We start from the raw sequence: 22,612 nt of genomic DNA on the forward strand, positions 1-22,612 counted from the left end.
CTAGAATGCACATTTGGAAAAAGAAATCACGCGCAGAAATTCAAGATAGAATTTTTGATGCCTTAGATAATAATACAGATTATTTTGGAAATCAATCGTTGGGAGTTCCTGGTTCTCACTTAGATAGTAAAGTATTTCCAGACGATGCTCCATTTTTAAAAGAGGCGCCATTTATTACCACGTTATTACATAACCCAAACCATATTGGTTGCCACACACAAGGCGTTTCTGAAAGTTTTTTTAAAGGGACTCAATCTATTGAAAGAGAGTTAATTGAAGTTTGCGGAACTGATATTCTAAAAGCAGAAGTAAACACTATTGATGGATATGTAGCATCTGGAGGAACAGAAGCAAACATGCAGGCAATATGGATTTACAGAAATTATTACAAGGAAGAATTTGGTGCTGCTAACGATGAAATTGCAATTATTTCTTCAGAAGATAGTCATTATTCAATGGCTAAAGCATCCAATATTTTATCCCTTTCTTATTATAGAATTTCTGTTGATTTTGATACGAGAGAAGTATCAGAAGATACAGTTGCTACTTGTATAAAAAAGGCACAGGCAGATGGTAAAAAATATTTTATCATTATTGCTAACATGATGACTACCATGTATGGCTCCGTAGATAAGGTAGACCTATTTACAGATTATCTTGATGCACATGATATTGTCTACAAATTGCACATTGATGGAGCTTACGGAGGCTTCTTTTTTCCATTTTCGCACAAACAACATCGGTTAGATTTTAGAAACCCAAAGGTGACATCTGTTACTTTAGATGCTCATAAAATGTTGCAAGCACCTTATGGGACTGGTGTATTTTTAATTAGAAAAGATTGGATGCAATATGCCAATACTAAAGCTGATTATGTTGAAGGCGATGATTTTACAATGATCGGTTCTCGATCTGGTGCAAATGCAATTGCCATCTGGATGATTCTAATGACATATGGACCGTATGGCATGCGAGAAAAAATTTACATTTTATCTAAAAGGGCAGATTGGTTTACGCATAAATTAGACGAGATTGGTATCCCGTATTTTAGAAGTGAGGATTCTAATATTGTTACTATGCGAGCAGAAAATATTTCGCCAGAAACCGCAAAACGATTTGGTTTAGTACCAGATGTACATCACAATCCTAAATGGTATAAAGTGGTAGTAATGGAACACGTTACTATAGAAAAATTAGAACCTTTAGTAGCAGAACTTTCTGCTAAATAGTTATAATGGTCACAGCATAAAATAACGTTGTAGTTGATCAGAATTTAAAGATAAAAAAACGGCTCAATGGATATATTCTCATTGAGCCGTTTCAATTTATAATTAAAAAAGTAAAGTACAATTGTTTCTAATCAAACAAAATTAGAAACTTCGTACTTTACTTTTCTGATATTTATTCTTTTTAACTCAAATTTAAATTAGTCTAACTCTTCAAGGTTTTTCTTTGCCAATGCATCAGTAATAAATGGTAAACTTAAATGTAAGGATACAAAGCTATTTCGGTTATATCCTGAACTAATTTCATCAGTAAATACGTCTGTCATTCCGTAATAATATCTTAAGTGTAAATGTATACCTCTTCCTTTGTGTGCTTTACCTAATATATAGGCAAAATCTGCTATTGCACCATAATCTAGGCTTCCAGTAGAACCTCCTACATCCTGAACAAACTTACCTTCTGCACCTTTAAAAGTAGCATTCGAAGAGTTTAAGAAAGAGACTTGAGGCCCAACACTATATCTAAATTTTTTATTATTAGTTTGATAGCTAATAAAGATCGGTACATCAATATAATTTAAGTCTATTGATGTATTCACATTTTGAAAATTAGCATCTAAACTAGGGTTTCCAGAATCTAGTGATAACGAACTAAATTGTGCATTTCTTCTCGCAAGGAAATATGCACTCGGAGATACAAACCAATTATCTGCTATTTTTATATTACCAGCAATACCAAAGTTAAGCCCAAGTTTAGAACTCTTAGAATTCTCTAAGTTTGAATACCCCATATATGTAGAACCTAATTCTAAACTTATATTAAAGTTTTCTGAAGCCACTTTATCCCCAAAAAGTAATGCTAAAATTGCTGCCTGTCCGTAAGATTGTTGAGTTGCAAAAAAAGATAAGCAGAATGTTATGATAAATAATAATGAAGTTTTTCTCATTTGAGTATGTTTTTTAGATTGAGTATTAGAGGACGAAGCTATAAAATAGAAAATAAACGAATTACAATAAATCTATCACTAATTTAGTTCTTACACAATCAATACTCCAACTTAAACAAGTACAACAAATAATAATGGGATAAAGAAGTAACGTATTTTTAATCAGGTTTAAATTAATTCTGAAGAAAATTGTAAAGGGAAAGTCTTAGGTTTATAAAGAAAATTTTGTATTTATTTGGGTTCTGGTATGTACTACTTAGATCGACAAAAGATATTGTCAATCTAAGTAGTAAGATAATTATTTATTTTACTTCTCTTACAAGTGGGTGGTAACTACATCTGAGTGAACCACCAAAATTAAAGCATTCTCCATAAGGTACACGAATAACCTCAATACCTCGTTTTTCAATCTCTTTAGCAATACGCTCATGTTCAGCAGCAACAATACTAAGATTGCTATTAACTACTAAGTGATTTGTACCTGCGGAGTGGGCTTCTTCTTCTGTTATCTCGATCAAATCCCAATCAGCTATCCATTCTGGTATACCATCAATAAATCCATCTTTATAGATCACTGCAACACCCTCACGCGGTGTCATTAATACATAATCTAAGTGGATCAAATCAGGACGAATTCGAGTAGTACATACTTCATAATCACTACCAAGAGCACCTTTAAGCCAATCAACACCCGCTTCGTTACTCGCTGTGTTTCCTGTATTATTGGCAACTAATACGCGTCCTTTACCTAAAGGGAATATATCACCACCTTCTAAAAAAGGAATTTCAGTCTCTTCGCATGGATCTTGTAAGGGTGCCGGTTCAGGCATTGCCAACCATCGTCCTCCTAAATTCTTAATAGATTTTGCTAATGGACGTAATACAAATTTATCATAACGAACACTTAGTCTTCGACTTGCTAATTCAATATAATTGTTACCAATAACAGCTATACCATCACGCATCCATCCTTGGTGTTCTCCTGCACTTTTAGGATAATAATTAAGTTGCTCTTCAGTAAGTCTCTCCGGTCTATGTACTTTTACACCTAAATCTTCTAAAATTTTAACTACTGCCTCACGTTGATCTATAGTTCTTTGGTGTCCCTCCGGATCAAATTGTTCGCGCCATTGTCCACCATGTTTTTTAAAATATGGAGCCAATTCTGGCGTAAGTATTGTTTCAAACTCAGGAGTCCATTCAGGAAATAAAAAACCGTAATCTTTACCGTAAATGCATTCTTTAAGGTCATCCCACTCTGTGTTAACTTGAATTTTCATTTTCCTCTAATTTTTATTGTTCAACATTTATATTCTACTTTCAGAAGGGATATAAAGGCTATAAAACCCTAGATACATTTGCCATGAGTTACAAATACAATTTAATAGTAAAATGGCGGCCTAAAATTGTAACAAAAAAGCTCTCTCACAAATTGTAAGAGAGCTAAAACAAGTAGTCAGAGTTAAGAAATTTATCTATTAAAACACATAACCTATTCTTTTATTAATCTAATTACATTGCTTGTTTGTGCATCTTTATTTGTAAGATGTAAAACGTACATTCCTTTAGGTAGCTGTTCAATATTTATAGATGAGTTACCACTATTTAATATGCCTTCTAGGACAGTAACACCCTGTAAATTATATAATTGATAATTTGATTGTGCTATTCCTTTTACTTTAACTAATGCTTTTGATGGATTAGGAAATAAAGAAACTTGAGCTGAAATTTCTGTTTCTAATGAGTTATCTGTTACTCTAGCAGACGATGTACTTGTACAACTTTCCCAAATAAGTTCAATTGTATTATTTGTACTCCCAACTGTGTACTGTCTATCAACACCCCACATTAAAGCACATGCTGTTGGTACTGTTTCTCTATCTGTCCAATTGTTTCCTTTTAAGAAATAAAATGCTCCTGTGGTACCTATTTCTAAAGTTGTAGTGTAGGTGTAAATGTTATTTCCTTGGTGTTCCATTGGTAAAATTTCCCAACTCGTTTCTCCAGTAAAATCTCCTGTTATAAAGGCCTCAGTAGCTGAAGTTCCTGTCATATCAACCTGAAAAGTTATTTCACTATTTAACTGAGGTGTGCAATCTTGCCAAGCATAAGAAAAAATATTTTCGCCACTTGTAATTGTATATTGCCTATCACTCTCCCACATTAAAGCACATGCTGATGGTACTGTTTCTCTATCTGTCCAATTATTTCCCTTTAAAAAGAAATAGCCTCCTGTTGTTCCTTCTACTAGTGTTGTGGTGTACGTAAAAATACCATTTCCTTGTGCAATCATAGGCACAATTTCCCAATCTGATGTACCTGTAAAATCTCCTGTTATAAAGGCTTCAGTTACTCCTGTTTCTGCCGACATATCCACTCTAAAAGTGACATTATCTATTGCATCTGGCACATACTTTTGTTCTAGGAATTGAACGCCTCCGTCCAATAGTAGTGAATTGTTAAAATCGAAAAAAGCTCCATTTTCCCAATGCGATCCAGTTCCCCATTCTGTTTCACAGCCTGTAGAAACCCATGCTGGTTCCCAATAGACTACACCCATTCCTCCTCTATTGTATACTTCTGTGGTAATATCTATCAACCAATCTCTCTGTCCTGTTGCACTCACTTCGTATCCACTAGGCATAGCAGATAGCATGTTGGGAGCAGTATCATTATAATCTAGAGTAAAAGGTAAACCAACTTCTACGAGTAAAACTTCTTTGTTATATTTCTCTTTCAGGTATTCAATGGTGTTACCTGCTTGTCCAACATTTCCTCCATGCCACTCTGGATATAAAGAAAAGCCCATGATATCAAAATCTGTTACTCCATTACTAATTGCATTTCCAAACCAATCATCGCCATGTGCTGGATTAGCAATATGTAAAACAATTTGAGGTTGAATAGAAGATACATTACCTGCTGCTCTCACTCCTGCAATACCTGCTTTAAGCAGTGCACTTTGTCTTTCCCAGTTTACTGTTTTAATATTCACACCTTCGGCACTTAACATTTGTCCATTAGACTCGTTACCGACTTGTACCATTTCTGGCATTAAACCCATAGCATCCAAATCTGTAAGTACTTTATAGGTATAATCGTACATTTTTGTTTCTAAAGCTGGGGTGTCATCTACTAAAGAGGCCCAAGCTGCAGGAATAGTCTGTTTTCCTGGGTCTGCCCAACTATCAGAATAATGAAAATCCAATAGTACATGCATTCCTTCATTTTTTGCTCTTGTAATGGTTATTACCGCATCTTCAAAAGAAGAATAATTGGTAGGGAATTCGGAATGGGCCATAGGGTTATGCCATAACCTTACCCGAATAAGATTTGCACCATGATTGGCCATAATTTCAAATGGATCTGTAGAAATACCCTCGTCGTAATAAACGGCTCCACAATCTTCCAATTGGTTTACATAAGACAGGTCTGCTCCTTTGTAAAAAACTTGTGCCGACATTTTAAATGTAGACAAGAATAAGATGATTAATAGTAGTGTAGTTGTTTTCATAATTTCATTTACATTTCATAGCTAACGGCACTTACTCAAAATGAGTATCAGTTGCTATTCTTAAAATTACAAATGTGATGTATTGTCATTTATCACACTTTAAAAATCAAGAATTTCAACCTCAAATTATTTCTTCATATATGCTCAAAAAAACTCAATTACATTTTATATAGTGTTGCTTAGGTTATGTTATTGAGTATGTATCAAATGTAGGTAGATCTTATTATAATTAGTTTTCATTTTCATACATAAATTAGTGTTAATCGTACACTAACGCTTTTAAAGGCTATTATTAAGGTTTTCTAATAAAAAACTTATTTATTTTATGAATTATTGCATTCCCCACTTTTCAAGTAATAAATCATATTCTTTGCCCGTAATAGGAAGAATTGTACCGTGTCTTGGGCTAAAATTGAGTTCTACTTTCTTTTCGGTAGAAACAAAATTTAGGAGGTCTTTACTTTTACAAAACTCATAACCATGATCTTGAAAAAGATCGTACATTAAAATATAATCAGTTGAATTGTTACGTTTAAAAATGCCAGAACCTTCTACTTGCTTATCTGTTTTTTGAAGAAAATTAGGGTACTCTTTCCATTTATTTGCAGTTAAAGATGTTGCTGTTGCTACTTTTATACCCTCGCCGTTTTCATTACTTGTCTTATAAAAAAGATAGTATAAATCGTCTTTAATAATTATATCTCCATCTATACAATGTGCTTTATTTTTAGGGATAAAAAGTGGCGTAGGATACCCTTCTAAATCTGTGAAATCTGAATTTACAAATGCATAATAAAGTACCTCCTCTTTAGTACCATATTTGGACGACCAATAGATTATATATTTACCGCTTTCATTATCATAAATAGTTTGAGGTGCCCACACACTTTTTAAATTTTCTTGGTTTTTAAAACGTGCTGGAAAATGAATAGCAGATGAAGACCAGTTTATTAGATCTTTTGATTTTAATAAAATTAATCCTCTGTTAGTATCCCATCCCGTACTAGATACCATATCTGTAAGAGCCATGTAAAATACCCCGTTTTCTCCTCTTAAAATATGAGGGTCTCGTACTCCTCCTGTTTTGCTTATTTTTTTAGAGTTAAGCACTGCAGAGTTATTATTTAAGGCTGTAAATGTATACCCATCAGTACTAAGGGCAAAGTGTACTGTTTCGTCAGTAATTTCATTTCCTGTAAAGTAAATAAAAAGATAAGCCTCTTCATTTAGTTCTTTATTTTGAGTACAATTAGATAGTAAACTACTTATGAATACCGCACTTAAGAACAAGCTGCTTTTTATAAATTTGTCTATCATCTTTTCTTTAATTATTAAATATGTTGGTTTATTTAAAAGCAGATAGAGTGAAAAACTAAGACAATAATTTATGCAATTACCTTAATTTTTCACTCTATCGTTTTCTCAAAATTGACCTGTATAAAGTAGTTATAAGCTACTGAAAGAGGAAGTAGCATACACCAAGCGTATACTTTCTATATTTATCTGACAGTGTTTTTCTACTGTTGCAAGTTGAATGGATTCTATTTTACGCCAATCTATTACCGTTTTTACAGTAGTAGGAGAAAAATAATAAGGTAAGAAATCTGGATATGGTCTAGGAAGTGTTACTAATTTTGTAGTACGTAAGGTGTCTAATTTCACCACATATATTCCTTTTTTCTCTGTCATTTCTACAATAGCACCAAATGCAGTTCCATCGTTCCCTACTAATGCTATTTCAATTTTTTGTGGTGTATCTACCAATGCATTTCCTATTATTTCAAGTTGTGTATAATTACCAATTGTTGTATTACTTGTTTTTAATGTATTACCAAAATAATAACGCAATGCATAATTAGGTACTGTATTTCCTAAATCGGTTGGTATACTATCCAGATTAATCTTCAGGGCATCTTTAGCAGTTCGGAAATTTGGTGCTAAAGTTACATTAGTATTCCATGTTTTATTTAGTTTCTCAAAATCTTTTGAAGCATCAAAAAGTGTAATCGAAGACAAAGGAGCAATTATCCTCGTTTCGTACATTTCTGTTGATGTAAAATCCCAATCAGAAGGTTTACCTTTTATGGCATTTGGGAAAGTGATTACAGTGTTGTTTACATCTGCTACAATAAAATAATTAAAATAGCCTTCTCCAATATCATCTTTAGGAATTTCTACATCATATGTATATCCTTTTAAGTGTTTTAAAGTGTATTCTTTTTGCTGATGATTTGTATATCCTATCAACTTTAAACTGTGCGGTAATGTTGTATTTACTAGCGTTGCTTCTATAGTAAATGAGGTATCTGAGAACACTTCTTTTTTTGGTGAATGCACTACTGTAAAGTTTTCGAATTCTGATTTAGGAGCATAGTATTCTCCGACTTTAATAGCCCCAAAATTACTTTCGGCCGTCCATTTATGCTTCTTCCCTTTTTTAGCTAAGATGTATGTTCCCGGATAAACCGTAAAAGTATGTTTTTCTGCAGTACTTGATAATTGATTATTCTCATTTACTGCCTTTACTGTAAAATCGTTACCTAGTTGTGGTAGTTTTACCGACATCTCCCAATTGTTCCAAATAATTTCTGCTACCTTTTTCTTTAAACTATTTTTACCATAAGGATTCTTTGTAATTAAAACATCTGGCTGTACCTCTAAACGCCAAACCCCTGTTTCTAATTCATCTAAAAAATATGCCCCTGTTCCTTCATAATCAATAAGTTTTGAACTCCCCACTCCTGCAATTTCCTTTAGTTGCTTTACTTTCTTAGGTGATGTTATTGTTGAGTTTGTATAAAAGAATTTTTCATCAGACATATATTCAACCAAGTCTTTATCATAAGAGATAGATACGTTCCCAAATGTTGTGTTTTCTGGGAAAGCTCCATAACTTTTATACATTGGCATCTCGTGAAATATCTCGCTACAAATTTTTAAACTTAAAGCTTTGTGTGGAGTATATGAAAGATTCATATAATGAGTGTTGTATTCTGTATTTTTATTGGCTAAAAACGTTGGGTCATAAGCAAATTGTGTTGCCCATTGGATACCCGCAGTTCTAAAACTTCTTGCCATTGCAGGGTATATATATGCTTTATGAGTATCTGCTGGATCAAATTCATATACTATTTTTGCATGGCTTTTAAATGCTTTATTATTTGCAAAAGGTATTTTATAGTTGTCTGCATTGGGCAATAAATTCCCTCCTAATTCTGCTTCTGAAACCAAGTTTGTAGGGTACCATTGGAATGTACCTCCATCAATACCTGCATTATAATACGCATCTACTAATTCTATACTATGACTAACGTTATAAAGTATAGGTTTTAAGCAGCCTGTATTTTTCATGGACTCCACCATAGTAGAAATATAGGCAGTTACTTGTTCTGGAGTACCTACATGATGTGGCTCATTACTTACTTCAAACGCAACAATACTTGGCTCATTTTTGTAGGCAATACCTGTATATTTATTTTTATGATTTAAAAATTGAGCTAAATAGTTAGCCTGTGCTTTTATGGCTGCTGCATTTGTTAAACATGCTTCCTTTCCATATTTATGAGAGAAACCTGGAGAATACGTATCTTTCTCTGGCCAACCATTTCCCCAGAATGCTATGGGAGTAATTAAGCAGTTAATATTTCTCTTTTTTAACTCTGCTACTAGGTAATCAAATAACTCTAAGTGCTCATTTTCTAAAATATTCCCTAAAGAATCACTAATTTCTGTATCCCAAACATGTACTCTATAGGCATCAAAACCTAGTCTAGAGAAGTGGTAGATATCATTATCAATTGCTTCTTTTAGGTTAACACCTAATTTCTTAGAAGACCGGTAAGCATGTGCAAAAGGACCTGTGTAATTTACACCAAACCCCTTCACTTCAGTAGTATTTGGCCAGCGCATAACTCCCTCTTTATCTACATAAACATCTTTTTTTTCTTGTCCAAAAAGGTTAGCTGTTAGTAATGTACATAAAAGGTATATATATAATTTATTCATTTCGATTTCAGTTTTTAAAAAGATACTTAGAACATTACTCTTTCTGTAAAAAAGCTTTCTAAAAAAAGAGTAGTTCTAAAAATGCTTCTTGTCTAAGTTTATAAACCAGTGTATTCGTAAGTCATGTAGTCAAAAATGCTAGTTGCATTTCCATTATAATCAAAGAAGGCACAATTTTCCCAAGAAGAACCCGTTCCCCATAACGTTTTAATAGGCACAGCTATCCAAGCAGGTTCCCAATAAATTACTCCTAATGCTCCTGCATTTATCATACTCTGCGTAAACGACTTCATTAAATTTAGATGACCTTCTGGAGTATATGGATAGCCTTGAACTATATCTCCATACCCAAAAATATTATTGTAATCATCATCTGCTTCTGTAGTCCAAGGGTAAGCAATTTCTACTATCATTACCTCCTTATTAAATTTGCTTTTAATGCCTTTTACAGTAGTTTCCATTTGATTAAATGCAATTGTATTGTGCCAAATTGGATAATAAGAAATCCCAATAATATCAAAATTTACGGCATCGTCTCCACTCGTAATGTTCTCAAACCACCATTCTATATTTTTTGGATCAGCAACATGTAAAATTGTTTTTGTAGTTGTTAAGGCCGTATCGTTAACAGCATGTACAGCAGATATTGCACTGCTTAAAACTGTTTTCAAATTTGCCCAATTCCCATCGCAAACGTTACATTTAGGGAAAGTATTTGATGCATCAGTATACATCATTCCACAATTCGTCTCGTTCCCAATTTGCACAAAACTTGGCATTAACCCTTTGCTGTTTAAATAAGTAAGCGTGCTGAAAGTGTAGTTATATATAGAGTCTGATAATACACTTAAACTCTCAATATTTTTCCAAGCTTCTGGAACATGTTGTTTATCTGGGTCTGCCCAAGTATCTGAATAATGAAAATCCAATACTACTTCCATGCCTTTTGCTTTGGCTTCAACCATTGCTTTTTCTACATCAGCAAGATCACTGTATAGTTTTGCCTCTTGATCATTGTCTAAACTTTGACTCCATTTAGGTGTATGCCATAACCTTAAACGAACTAGATTAGTGCCCCTATCAGCAAAAATCTGATAGGGGTTTTCTTGTCTATTGTCAACTTTATACTGTCCGCCTTCATCAAGAATTTGATTTACATAAGACAAGTCTGCTCCAAAATAGAATGAGTTTTCTGTTGTTGAATCAGAAGGAATAAGTGACTCTTCCCCAATAGATTCCGTTATTTCTTTTGCTTCAGAACAGCTCATTATTAAAACTGTTACAAAAAGGCTTATCATTAAATTTTTATAGTTCATTGTCTTATTATTTAATCTATTCTTGAATGATAAAAGATTTAGAATAAAGATCTACTGTATACTTATAAGTACCATCTGCACCAACATAAGTAAAGTTTGCATCTCCTTCTGTAGTACCCGTTAAATTATCGCTAAGTGTACCATCCATAAAATAAGTGTAATTGTATTGTTGAGATCCCCAATCTCCATCTACTGTAAAAAACCTAAAGATTTGTCCGTTGGTTATTGTTACAGTTCCTTCGTATTTACCACCACCAAGCCATGTAACAGCATCAAAAGACCAACCATTTTGATCGCCAACGATGTATAATTCTGGCGTTGAAGCCGCAGTCATAGTTATTGTTTTGGTAGCATAAGATACCGTCATTGTATATACACCTGTCGTACCAGAAAAAATAAAGTTATCGTCTCCATCTCCTGCTTCGGTTAAGTTGGCATCAACTACTTCAAAATCTCCATAGCCTAACTGACTAGCTTCCCATGATTTTTCTTCGAAGAAACGGAAATAACTTCCATTAGTGAATGTTCCTATGAGTTCAAATTCTCCAATTCCGAGAACATTAAAATCTAAAGAAGTATCAAAATTCCAACCCTGATCGTCTCCATTAATGTAAAGAGGAGAGAGTACAGAAGGAGCATAAGGAGTTATTTCTACTTTTTCTACAGAAGAGTAAACTTCTGCTACTTCTTCATTTATTAAAGACACTACTCTAAATTCTACATTTACAGCTGTACCACCTGCAACTCCCTTTTCTAATAAGCTTTTATTGATATTACCTACTGTAAATCCAGAAGTCAGTTCAAAGGTATTGGCTAGATTAATTGGTGTAGCAAAAGCATTCCCTTCCACATCAAACTGCACAGTATAATTTACGGCAGATTGAAATCCATAATCTGTTGGAGTCCATGTCAAAGAATCGAAATTCTCTTCACTTTTTTCTTCTGATAATACAAAAGATGTTGCACTTAATGGAAGCAGATCATTAGCGGTCACTTCACTTTTTAATATTGCTTTTTCTGTTTCTGATTCTTGGCACGAAATACAACCTATTAAGCTGAACAAGAGCACCAATAATTTTGATATATTTTTCATACGTATAGAATTAATAGCCTACGTTTTGTTTTAAGTTCGGATTTGCTGTCAGTTGATTAGACGGGATTGGAAATAAGTCTCTATGACTTGCCGTTGGAATACCTTCCTTTACTTTTCCTTTCCAAGGCCATTGGTAATCACCATCAGTAAACTGATTAAAGCGTATTAAATCTGTACGTCTATGCCCTTCCCAGAAAAGTTCTCTTGCACGTTCATCCAAAATAAAAGGTAAATCTAAATCTGCTGCCGAAATGCTACCCGCATTTGCTCTTGTGCGTAGTACATTAATATAGTCAACAGCTTGGCTCTGAGACCCACCAGAACCACCTCTCACTACAGCTTCTGCATACATTAAATAGGCATCAGAAAGTCTAAACATAGGCCAATCTGTATCTATTTGTACATTGTGATTTGAATCTGACAAATCTCCGTTTAGCTTTCTGTTACGAAATTTAGTGATTCCGTATCCATCTGTAAATAATCCAATATCATCAATTTCTAAATTTTGTCCGTCTGTCCAGAATAAAGCGCGGTAATCATTATCTAAATCAAATTTATTTACCAACGCTTTTGTTGTTCTTAAACCAGACCAAGCATCACCAGTTCCAAACATACCTTTGGCGTCCATTGTACCACCAATCTGAGCATGTACTAGATAAACTATACCCCCCCAAGTTTGGGTCTTACTTCCATCATAAGTAATAGGGAAAATCATTTCTGGACTTGTATGGTTATCCGATACGAAATTATGTCTGTATTCTGTAGGAATTGTATAGGGAGCTGACAATACCGGCTGTAGTGCTGTTAAACAATCATCATATCTGCTTGTACCAGTATATACTTCTGCATTTAAATATAATTTTGATAATAACATTCCTGCAGTAGCTTGATCCGCTCTACCGTATTCAAATTTAGGAGCTCCTAACTCTTCTTTAATTACTAGAAGTTCACTTTCTACATAGTTAAATAGGTCTATTCTTTCTATACGCTCTGGGAAAAAAGCTCCCGGAAGATCTTTTTCTGTAACAAAAGGCATTGCTCCAAAAAAGTCGATACCGTGCCAATAAGCCAATGCTCTAAGGAAACGAGCTTCTGCATGGAATTTTTTAATTTCTGCATTCTCGTTGTCACTTGTAGCTCTAATGTACTCATTACATAATGCAACGGTGTACATTATTCTAGAGTGCATAGCTGCTATAAATGTATCTGTTGGTGTCCATGTATGCCAATGGAAATCCTTAATTGTAGCATCGTTCCAAGACAAAACTGCTTCGTCTGTAGTTAATTCTTGAAGGTTCCAATATTGTCTTAAATAGTTGCCAAACCCTTCGTCAATACCTTCTATATCAGCCATACCATCTGGTCCTTTTTGACCAGAAATAGCAAATGTTGCGTAAAGTTTTGCGAGTCCTTCTTTGTAATCTGCTGTAGTGTTATACACATTGGCAGAGTTAATTACATTTTCATCGATAGGTGATACTTTAAGATCGTTCACGCATGATGTTAGCTGTAGAAGTAAAGCTGATAATATAAATATATATAGAGATTTCATTTTAATTTCGATTAAAAGTTAAGGTTTAGTCCAAATTGATATGTTCTTGGTACTGGATAAATATTATTATCGATACCATAACCAACTTCTGGGTCAATGCCTTCATAATCTGTTACTACTAATGCATTCTGAATTGTAAAACTCATTCTTGCATCAATTTTATTATTGAATAATTTAGTTAGCGTATAGCCTAAACTAACATTATCTAGTTTAAAGAATGAGGCATCTTGTACATACATATCAGACCAATATTGAGGGTTTACAAACCCAATATCTACGGCTTCTTTTCTTATGTTAGTAAAGTATCCATTTGCTGCAGATTGGTATAAACCGGATAACGAATTATTGGCCAAACCATTATTATACACTTTGTTGCCAATACTCCATCTTCCTGACATTGAAAAATCAAAGTTTTTATAACTAACTCTTGTGTTTAAGCCAATTAAAAATTCTGGATTTGGATTGTTTGCATGGTATTTATTAAATTCATTACTACCTACTTCACCTGTACCACCTGTTCTATTTGCATATAACCCTTCTACTGGTTTTCCTGCTTCGTTATATACTTGTTGGAACACATAGAATGAGTTAGGTGATTGCCCAACTGAATGAATTTGAACCATGTTACCCTGCCCACCAGAAATTGCACCTGTTGGTACACCTGGATCTTCTGGGTTATCTACTTTATTTAGTTTCGTTATCTCTCTTGTATTGTAAGTAAAGTTACCTCCTAAAGACCATGTAAGGTCATTTCTAGAAATAAGTCTTCCCATTAACGTTACCTCAAGACCTTTAATTTCCATGGTTCCTACATTGGTAACCAAATAGTTAGAAAAGTTACTTCCGTCTGCAATTGGTACTCTATTTAAAAGATCATCCGTTTCTTTCTGATACCCTTCTATTGTACCTGTTAACTTATCATCCCAAAGTCCAAAATCAACACCTAAGTTAATTGTCGTTGTTTCTTCCCATTTTAAGTTTGCATCATAAGGTGATGGACGAAGTGTATTATAAAATTCGTTTCCAAACTGATAATATGCCCCTTCTATACTTCTTCTGTATTTAGGAATTGCAGGGTAATACGGGTCTCCTACATTTGGAGATAAACCTTGTTGCCCAGTAATACCGTAACCAACTCTAAGTTTTAAGCTAGTTAATTGATCAACATTGCTTAAAAAAGCTTCATTATTAATATTCCAAGCAAAGGCTAGAGAAGGGAAAGTACCCCATTGGTTTCCTTCTGCAAAACGAGAAGATCCATCTCTCCTAACCGTTGCTGTAACAACATATCTTTTATCGAAAGAGTAAATCATTCTGCCAAACATAGACACTAAATAATTCTCGTTCATGTATTGAGAATCTTGGATAATTTGATCTCCTGCAGTATTTCTATCAAACGTAGTTCCGCTTCTTTTCCAATGTTGCCAAGAATAACCACCTATTACATCAACACTATGCTTACCAAAAGATTTATTATAGTTTAAGAAGAATTCTAAAAGTTTCGATTCTGTTTTTGATGTATAATCTAGTAATCTACCACCTTCTTCTCCTGTATAATCACGGTAAGTCCATGTAGTACCCGGTTTAGCATTGTCTACCCCATCAGTATTTGTATTGTCCATACCTAAATTAAGGTTGGCTTTTAAATCTTCTAGAAAATGGAATTTGTAATCTAATTGTACATTACCCGTAAAACGTTTAACGTCTGCTATGTTTTCTCTTAATTCTAACATAGAAACTGGGTTAGTAATAAAGGTATTTGCAGGACCTTCAGGGTCAATACTACCATCTGCTAATGTTGACGATGTATAAGCAAAGAAGCCTTTATATTTATTACTTCCATTTCTTACAGGCTGTGTAGGATCGTAATCTACTGCCATTCCTACCGCTCCTGGGTCTCCAAAATTTGTATTTGCAGCAGTCCCTTTTGCGTTCACATTTACCGCTAAATGTTCATCAAAGAATTTAGGGTTAATATTTAATGATACAGTATGACGTTTTGTTGAAGTTGTCTTTAAGATGCCGTTCTCATCATTATAACCATATGATACTCTGTAAGGTGCATTTTTCACTTTTCCTGATAAGCTCAAGTTGGTTGCATAAGAAACAGAATTTCTAAAAATTTCTTTTTGCCAATCTGTATTTTCCGAACCTAATTTCTTGATAGCATTTGCATCAATACCACTAAATCCATTATCGGATAATCCTTTTACTAATGTTCTGTATTCATCTCCAGATAAATTATCCACATACTTTGTTGGTGTACTAATAGACACTTGATTATCGAAAGTAACTTTCATCTTGTCTGTAGTACCTTTTTTCGTTGTAATTAATATTACACCGTTAGAAGCTCTAGAACCATAAATTGCCGCAGCAGATGCATCTTTTAAAACAGTAAAAGATTCAATATCGCTTGGGTTTAAAGTATTCAATGGGTTTGATAATCCAGAAACATCACCATCGTCGACAGGAAAACCATCAATTACAATAAGTGGATCGTTTGTAGCTCCTCCTAAAGAAGAACCTCCACGAATACGAATTGTAGAACCACTACCCGGTGCACCTGTATTCCTTGTGATATTTACTCCAGCAATTTTACCCGTTAATAAATCTTGCGGTGAAGTGGTTACACCCTGAATAAAATCGGTATCTCCTAAAGTAGAAACAGCACCTGTTACGTCTGTTTTTTCTACTTCACCATAACCAATTACAACTACCTCTTCTAGTGTTTGTAAATCGACTTCTAATTCTACATCAATTCGCCCTAAAGTAGAAACATTAATTTCTTTTGTAAGGTAACCTATATAAGAAATTACTAATGTAGCTTCTCTATTACTTACGGATAAAGAATAGTCGCCATCAAAATCAGTTACCGTTCCATTGGTAGTACCTTTTTCTAAAATTGCGACACCTGGAATTCCAGTACCTTGGCCTTTTTCTGTGATATGACCTTTAACAATAACCTGTGCATTTGTAGCGAGAGCAGTTACAAATACAAAACTAAAAAATAGTAATAGCTTCTTCATTTCATTTGTTTACAGTTAATTATTTCGAACACTGCAAACATAGGTTAAAGAGTCTCTTTTACACTTTCACTTTTCTTACATAAAGTTTAAATTTTATAACATTTAGGCTAAAAAAGACAAAAATTACGTGTTTTTATTATAAAAAATTATAAAATGATTGTAAATAGATATAAATAAGAAGAATATATTTATTAAAAAGAATCAATAAATATTAAGGGAAAACTCTTTTATTCTCTATTTGTAATTCATTTATTACATTCAAATTTTACATTCCTAGAATAGAGTACAGAATACTCTTACTATTATAGTATATGATTAATATTAAACATAATACAATTTAGAGAACAAAAAAGCATTACCCTTTAAAAAGCAATGCCTCTAGTTTATCGTATTCTACACAATTTAACTTGTGTAGAATACGATAATGTATTTATTAAAGTAGAATTATTGTATTAAATAATAACTGCTTTTTCTACAAGAACATCATAAACATATCCCGACCCAAAGTCTTTGTCCAAAGTAACGGTTCCTTTAATAGTTACAACCTCACCTACTTTAAAAGTATCATTAGTAGTGATGGTAATATCGTATTTTCCATTCCCTATTGATCCATCTTGTAAATGCACGAAATTAACTTTCATCACACCATTGTTTACTTTTACCACTTTCCCTTTAATAATTACTTGTTTGTTTAAGTAAGATTTAGGATTTTCAAAAAGTTCTGCAACACTTATTCCGTTTGGTGCTTTTTCTATATGATCTACACTTGTCTTTTCTTCTGGATTACTGTGAGTATTGGTTTTTGCAACACCTTTATTTGTATCTCTAATACCTTCAGAAAAAATAACACTCTCAAAAGTTCGGTTTAAAGTCTTACTCTCAAAATTTCTCATTTCCATTCCGCCATCATAATAATACGTAGCTCCAATTTCTATTTGTCTACCTGGCACTGCCATCCAATATTCGTTTCCTTTTTCAGAGACTTTAATATATATATATCCTCCAGAAGCAATCTTCTCTTTTACAACAACTTTATGCGTATTTTCATCTAATACCTCCTCTGTAATTGTTGAATTAATTACCTCTGCTGACGACGATTTCCCCTCATTAGAATTTGTTTGCTCTGAAGTGTTACAACTTGCTAAAAAGCTTAGTGAAGCTACTATAAATGCAATATAAATTTTCATTCTTCTTCTATTTTTTTGATTTAAGGTAAATTTAATCAAATGATTTTTAGATACAACAAAGGCACTGCTCCTTTAAAAGCAATGCCTATTGTTTATCAAATCTGTGTAACATTTTTTGTGAATTGTCTAGCTCATAATTTAAATCTATTTACCAAAAGGTTTTTCAAATCAGGTTTTATGATTAGAATTCAGCATAATATTAAAATTGTTCAGACGGATGTGCCCATTGTTTAGGATTTGAATAAGGACCTGTAATAGTTGTATTTGATACGATTCCGTTAAGTATCCCTTCTTTAAATTCTTTAGCGAACCAATTTTCCAATGGCATTTCAGACTTTACAGGTAAACCTATTTTATGAGGTGTATTGTATCTTCTTCCATAATGATGTATTTCTCCACCAATAAAAACTACATCTGGCTGAAGTTCTTTCTCTGCAATATCCATTAGTTCTGTTGCTAATCCTTGTCTTTGGAAATCTGGTAAAACGGCAAGTGGAGCTAGAACATAACAATTTAACTCTGGATTAGAATCTATTGTTATTGGCGTATAACATGCGTGTGCAACTCCTTTATAAATAATAGAATAACTTCCGTCGTCAATCATGTCAACAGCAAGGTCAGCATATAATTTTGCATGGCGTTCATCGTAAATTCCTCCAGCCTCTTTAAATGATGTGTATTCAATGTTAAAAGCTAATTCTTTGTGTTCTTTTGTCTTTGCGTCTGTTCTAAAATTTGTTTCCATTATATTAAATTTAATTTGTGTAACGTTTTATAAATTCCTCTTGAACCAATTCTATAGGATAATCAGCATAAGAGTAAATGTAATTTATTGCTATACCATCAAGGTCTGATACTATATCAAATAGGTTGGGTGTATTACTTACTTCTCAGCAAGCTACTGATTTATTAGGTATCTCACGTCCAACATTGATAAAGCTTTCTGATTATGATAATAATAGCTTAAACTAAAAATGGAAATCGAAGAATGTGTCATGAAGAAGATATAAGAAACTTGTAATAGATTTTATTTAGTTTTTATATTATTATTTTAATAATGTAGTAAAAATGTTGTAAAAAATATAAGAAAATGAAGTGTATAATTCAATCTGAAAATTTTAGAATTCTATTAAAATTGCAACTTAACTTTATAAATATAAAGCAAATATTATGACTGATAATAAAATTGATAAACATTCAAAAGTAAATAAAGGTATGAAAAAATTTTCCATTGGTGTATTTATATGTTACTTGCTTATGAGGGTTTTCGAATTAGGTTTTGAATCCGGTATTAAAAAAAACACTTCTCTACCTTTAGAAGATTCATTAGAGATAAAGGATTAAAAAAGTGGTTTTTTCGCATTGATTCGAAGATTTTTTTTCTTTTTCAATTTATGTCTTTTCCTTAAACAGCTAAGCTTTTGAAAGCTTCGAGATTAGACATACCCTTCCTGTCAGAAAGTTGATCTTTTTGGATCATTCTTACCGTTTCTATTCCTGAAATTGTATACTCTGGTAAATCAAAACTTTTAAACTCTTTGACTAGAATCTGACCAGGATAAATCTTTGAGGTTACGTACATAATAGCTATGTTTCGAATTACTTTCTGTATGACAACAAGGACATTTTCCAGAAGGAGATATAGATTTCAAATGAATGACTCTTTTCCTTATAGTATTAGATTCATTGATAGAAAAAGTAGAGAGTGATATCATCATAACAAAATTAATAATATCCAATCTGCTATAATGTTAAAAAAGATTTCCACCAAAAGTGAATCAGAACACCCTCTTGTAGAGTTACTCAACCATTTGAATTAATGAGTAGATTGCCATTATTATCTACATTTTTTATATCCCATATATTCTGTTTATTCTCTGTTGTTTGCTTATTTTTATCCAACTATTCTGTGCGTAATAGAATAAAGTAGAACTAGTATATAAATTCTTTAATCAATGTCCGACTTTCTTACTACACTTCTTATCATGATTGGTGTAGGGCTTCTATTTCTTGTTCCATCTGCATTTATTGGAGGTAAAGTAATGCTAACAATTGTCACTTTACTCTTAACTGGAATTAGCTGTTATTTGCTCTTATATGGGAAGGCCTTGGGTAAATCTTTTGCTAATAGCACTACTCCAACTTCTATAGACCTAGAATTAGTACTATTATTTTTGTCCTTTGCTGCTTTGTACACTTTTATTGCTTATGGTTCTTTTTGTCTTAAACAGGCAACTTATGGAATAGACGGCTATAAGATTAAGCTACTTATTTGGTTTATTATACTGATAGGCTATCCAACATATTTGTCTGTTAGTGCTGCATTAAGTTTATATCATGTTCAGAAAAAAAATTATACTACTGCTATTATTATAGTACATGCCATAGATTTCCCTGTACTAATTGACCGTATAAAATTCTTTGATTCTAAAACAAAAAAAGCATCTTCTGTTTCTTACAGGTATCATGAAAATGATAGAAAAATGAATCAAATTGAAGGTTTAAGTTCTGATAACGAACAGATGCGATATCAAAGATATTACACACAATTGAGTCCTACTTTAATTCCAATCGGGTTCGATTCTTTTGAGTTATCTTGGTACTCAATATCAGAAAGTAGATTCTATAGAGACACCTTTCCAATAGATCAGAAAAAATTAAAAATAGATGAGAACTACGATGGATATTTAACTATTAGTGATCTGTTGATTAATATATTACCTGATGGAAATGTAGATGTATTAAAAAGGGAGTACACAAGTTATACTCATTTAGGGGCTTATTTTGATGTTGCTTTTACTCCCGTTGATGGACAAAGTATTGATACTATTTGGAAAAACCACTCTCAAATTGATGAACAAAATATCAATTATAGAAATTTGAATATTGATTTTGAACGTTTAAAAGCAGGAACAGTTAGAAACCTATCTCCAGAAGAAATATTGAGTTTTAGAAATGTATATGCTTACGGAATTGATATTGAGTTACTACAAAAAGAGGAGACTATTTCTGAATTTAGAGATATAACAGTTGTTGATTTTTATTTAAATCAATATTCAAGATCTTCTAAATTTTTAAAGAAAATAAGCACTACACCATTGCCAAGTTTAATTAGGGTTAAACATATAGACAACAAGGATCAATATCACTGGGTAACTATTATGTTTGATAAGAAAGAGTTACTCAAACAATTTGAATTTTTTACTAAAACACATAAAAATGAAGTGTCTTTTAAGATCGTTATAAATTCTTCAGCTTTAAAAAAGAGTACGATTTGGTTACAATCTAATGATGATAAAATAGTTTTAGATAATTGGTCTATTATTAAGAGGTAATTCTTTTAACTTGGGCTTCGTTAATAGTTATTCGTAGTTCCCATTAGACCACTTTATTATTGGGTCTAACCATTGATCCATTGCTTTAAATTGAAAGCCGTGTTTTAAACCAGTATTTAACGCTATTTCTTTAAAATGATTAATATTACAATTTGAAGTTTTTACTCTTTCAATTGCAGATTCTCCATAAGGATCTGTTTTTTCATATATAGTTAATATATTACCACAGTAATTGATTTCAGGTAATGACTTAATATCTGCATTTGTAAAACTTGCTACAAAAACAAAATTCAAATTAGGATTATTAGCATAAGTCGAAACATATTGTGCTATATACCCACCTTTTGAAGTACCTACAATTGTTATATTTTTTGCTGGTATTCCTTCTTCAATTAAAATTTCAATATGATCCACAATCTTTTTAGCATAATTATAAGAATCCGTATTTCTAGATCTCTTCTCACTTAGTACTGTAAAACCACTTTCTTCGAACTTACTAATTATCTCCTTGTACTCAGCTTTACCATACTCTGGATGTTCTTCATTTAAGTTATGGTTTTCAATAAAGCGATTATGTATAAAAAATATTATTCGTGTATTCTGCTTGTCTTTACATGAGACCAATAAGATTAATAGAAATAGTAGAATATTGAAATGTTTCATAAAAATAAGATTTATTACTAATATAAACTTACAGAAGCTATGGACTCTACTAATTTAATTATAGTATTTATTTTAGTATAAAATTCCTTTTACATTTAAAATAATCACTCTACTGCTAGCTAGCCCATTGAGAGATAATTCTCAATGTAATACAAAACGAGAAATGCATTATTAAGGGTGAAATTGTACAGTTTTTGGGGGATAGATAGCACGAACTCTCATAAACCATCAAACGCCCTATTTGCTATGTATTACTATGTTATTACCCATGTGCATTTCTTTTAAAAAATTTCTTTTGGGTCAAATTCGACTGTGTGTAAAATTGCTTTACAAGCAAACATAAAATCATTTAGATTCCTTTTTTCTGTGTCAGAATCAGGAGATGGTACTTTATATGAAACTCCTGTTGACACACCACCATAAATTAGTTCACAAGTACTACCATCAAGTCCCATAACATCCATTCCACTCGTTATGTCAACACAATTTACTTGTTTCACAGCTGCAACTATTTTGTCAAAATCTGATTTATCTAGGTTGAAAGTCGTGTCAATCTTTGTGTGGTTCCATTTATTATCCAAAGCTTTCATTGGCTCTGAAAGTAAATGAACTGATATACTATCACCATACCTAAGAAATTCAACTGAAACATGGTGGTTCGGAATTCGCATAGCATGATAGTAATCAAACTTTATATGGTAAATATTATGTTCCTGTCCATATGTTGACACAGTAAAACTTATTAAAA

Annotated in this window: 16 protein-coding genes; 2 read left to right on the forward strand and 14 right to left on the reverse strand. The window is 32.7% G+C overall.

Annotated elements, in window-relative coordinates:
• Positions 1-5 precede the first annotated feature (5 nt).
• Positions 6-1,229, forward strand: a complete 1,224-nt coding sequence (locus EI427_RS21825; protein ID WP_126619011.1) for a pyridoxal phosphate-dependent decarboxylase family protein — start codon at positions 6-8, stop codon at positions 1,227-1,229.
• Between the two features lie 197 nt (positions 1,230-1,426).
• Here the strand turns inward: EI427_RS21825 and EI427_RS21830 are convergent, their stop codons facing one another.
• The 12 genes from EI427_RS21830 to EI427_RS25980 form a co-directional block, all read right to left on the reverse strand.
• Positions 1,427-2,173 carry a porin family protein gene (locus EI427_RS21830; protein WP_126619013.1) on the reverse strand — a complete coding sequence of 249 codons (747 nt, stop codon included), beginning with the start codon at positions 2,171-2,173 and terminating at the stop codon, positions 1,427-1,429.
• A gap of 302 nt (positions 2,174-2,475) precedes the next feature.
• Entirely contained in the window at positions 2,476-3,453 is a 978-nt protein-coding gene (locus EI427_RS21835; RefSeq protein ID WP_126619015.1) for a hypothetical protein, read from the reverse strand.
• Between the two features lie 212 nt (positions 3,454-3,665).
• Positions 3,666-5,687: a glycosyl hydrolase 53 family protein gene (locus tag EI427_RS21840; RefSeq protein ID WP_126619017.1), complete on the reverse strand. Its 2,022-nt coding sequence runs from the start codon at positions 5,685-5,687 to the stop codon at positions 3,666-3,668.
• A 330-nt stretch (positions 5,688-6,017) separates the two neighbouring features.
• Positions 6,018-7,004: a glycoside hydrolase family 43 protein gene (locus EI427_RS21845; protein WP_126619019.1), complete on the reverse strand. Its 987-nt coding sequence runs from the start codon at positions 7,002-7,004 to the stop codon at positions 6,018-6,020.
• A gap of 129 nt (positions 7,005-7,133) precedes the next feature.
• Entirely contained in the window at positions 7,134-9,692 is a 2,559-nt protein-coding gene (locus tag EI427_RS21850; RefSeq protein WP_126619021.1) for a glycoside hydrolase family 5 protein, read from the reverse strand.
• A gap of 98 nt (positions 9,693-9,790) precedes the next feature.
• On the reverse strand, positions 9,791-11,008 hold the full coding sequence (locus EI427_RS21855) for a glycoside hydrolase family 53 protein (RefSeq protein ID WP_126619023.1): 1,218 nt from the start codon (positions 11,006-11,008) through the stop codon (positions 9,791-9,793).
• Between the two features lie 16 nt (positions 11,009-11,024).
• Positions 11,025-12,101, reverse strand: a complete 1,077-nt coding sequence (locus tag EI427_RS21860) for a SusE domain-containing protein (RefSeq protein WP_126619025.1) — start codon at positions 12,099-12,101, stop codon at positions 11,025-11,027.
• A 10-nt stretch (positions 12,102-12,111) separates the two neighbouring features.
• A complete protein-coding gene (locus EI427_RS21865; RefSeq protein WP_126619027.1) occupies positions 12,112-13,653 on the reverse strand; it encodes a RagB/SusD family nutrient uptake outer membrane protein in 1,542 nt (513 codons plus the stop codon).
• 11 nt (positions 13,654-13,664) lie between these two features.
• Positions 13,665-16,679 (reverse strand): SusC/RagA family TonB-linked outer membrane protein, encoded by a 3,015-nt coding sequence (locus EI427_RS21870; protein WP_126619029.1) that lies wholly within the window; start codon positions 16,677-16,679, stop codon positions 13,665-13,667.
• A 452-nt stretch (positions 16,680-17,131) separates the two neighbouring features.
• Complete coding sequence (locus EI427_RS21875) at positions 17,132-17,866, reverse strand: OB-fold nucleic acid binding domain-containing protein (RefSeq protein ID WP_126619031.1); 735 nt, start codon at positions 17,864-17,866, stop codon at positions 17,132-17,134.
• Between the two features lie 199 nt (positions 17,867-18,065).
• Entirely contained in the window at positions 18,066-18,611 is a 546-nt protein-coding gene (locus EI427_RS21880) for a GNAT family N-acetyltransferase (protein ID WP_126619033.1), read from the reverse strand.
• A gap of 660 nt (positions 18,612-19,271) precedes the next feature.
• The gene (locus tag EI427_RS25980; protein WP_155523310.1) at positions 19,272-19,448 is read right to left on the reverse strand and encodes a hypothetical protein; all 177 of its coding nucleotides are present in this window, start codon (positions 19,446-19,448) and stop codon (positions 19,272-19,274) included.
• A gap of 373 nt (positions 19,449-19,821) precedes the next feature.
• On the opposite strand from EI427_RS25980, the gene EI427_RS21885 reads away from it, so the two are divergent.
• Positions 19,822-21,201 carry a hypothetical protein gene (locus EI427_RS21885; RefSeq protein WP_126619035.1) on the forward strand — a complete coding sequence of 460 codons (1,380 nt, stop codon included), beginning with the start codon at positions 19,822-19,824 and terminating at the stop codon, positions 21,199-21,201.
• A gap of 27 nt (positions 21,202-21,228) precedes the next feature.
• Here the strand turns inward: EI427_RS21885 and EI427_RS21890 are convergent, their stop codons facing one another.
• Positions 21,229-21,864: an alpha/beta hydrolase gene (locus EI427_RS21890; protein ID WP_126619037.1), complete on the reverse strand. Its 636-nt coding sequence runs from the start codon at positions 21,862-21,864 to the stop codon at positions 21,229-21,231.
• Between the two features lie 281 nt (positions 21,865-22,145).
• On the reverse strand, positions 22,146-22,595 hold the full coding sequence (locus tag EI427_RS21895) for a hypothetical protein (protein ID WP_126619039.1): 450 nt from the start codon (positions 22,593-22,595) through the stop codon (positions 22,146-22,148).
• Positions 22,596-22,612: the final 17 nt, after the last annotated feature.

The sequence above is a fragment of the Flammeovirga pectinis genome (assembly GCF_003970675.1).
Lineage (GTDB): Bacteria > Bacteroidota > Bacteroidia > Cytophagales > Flammeovirgaceae > Flammeovirga > Flammeovirga pectinis.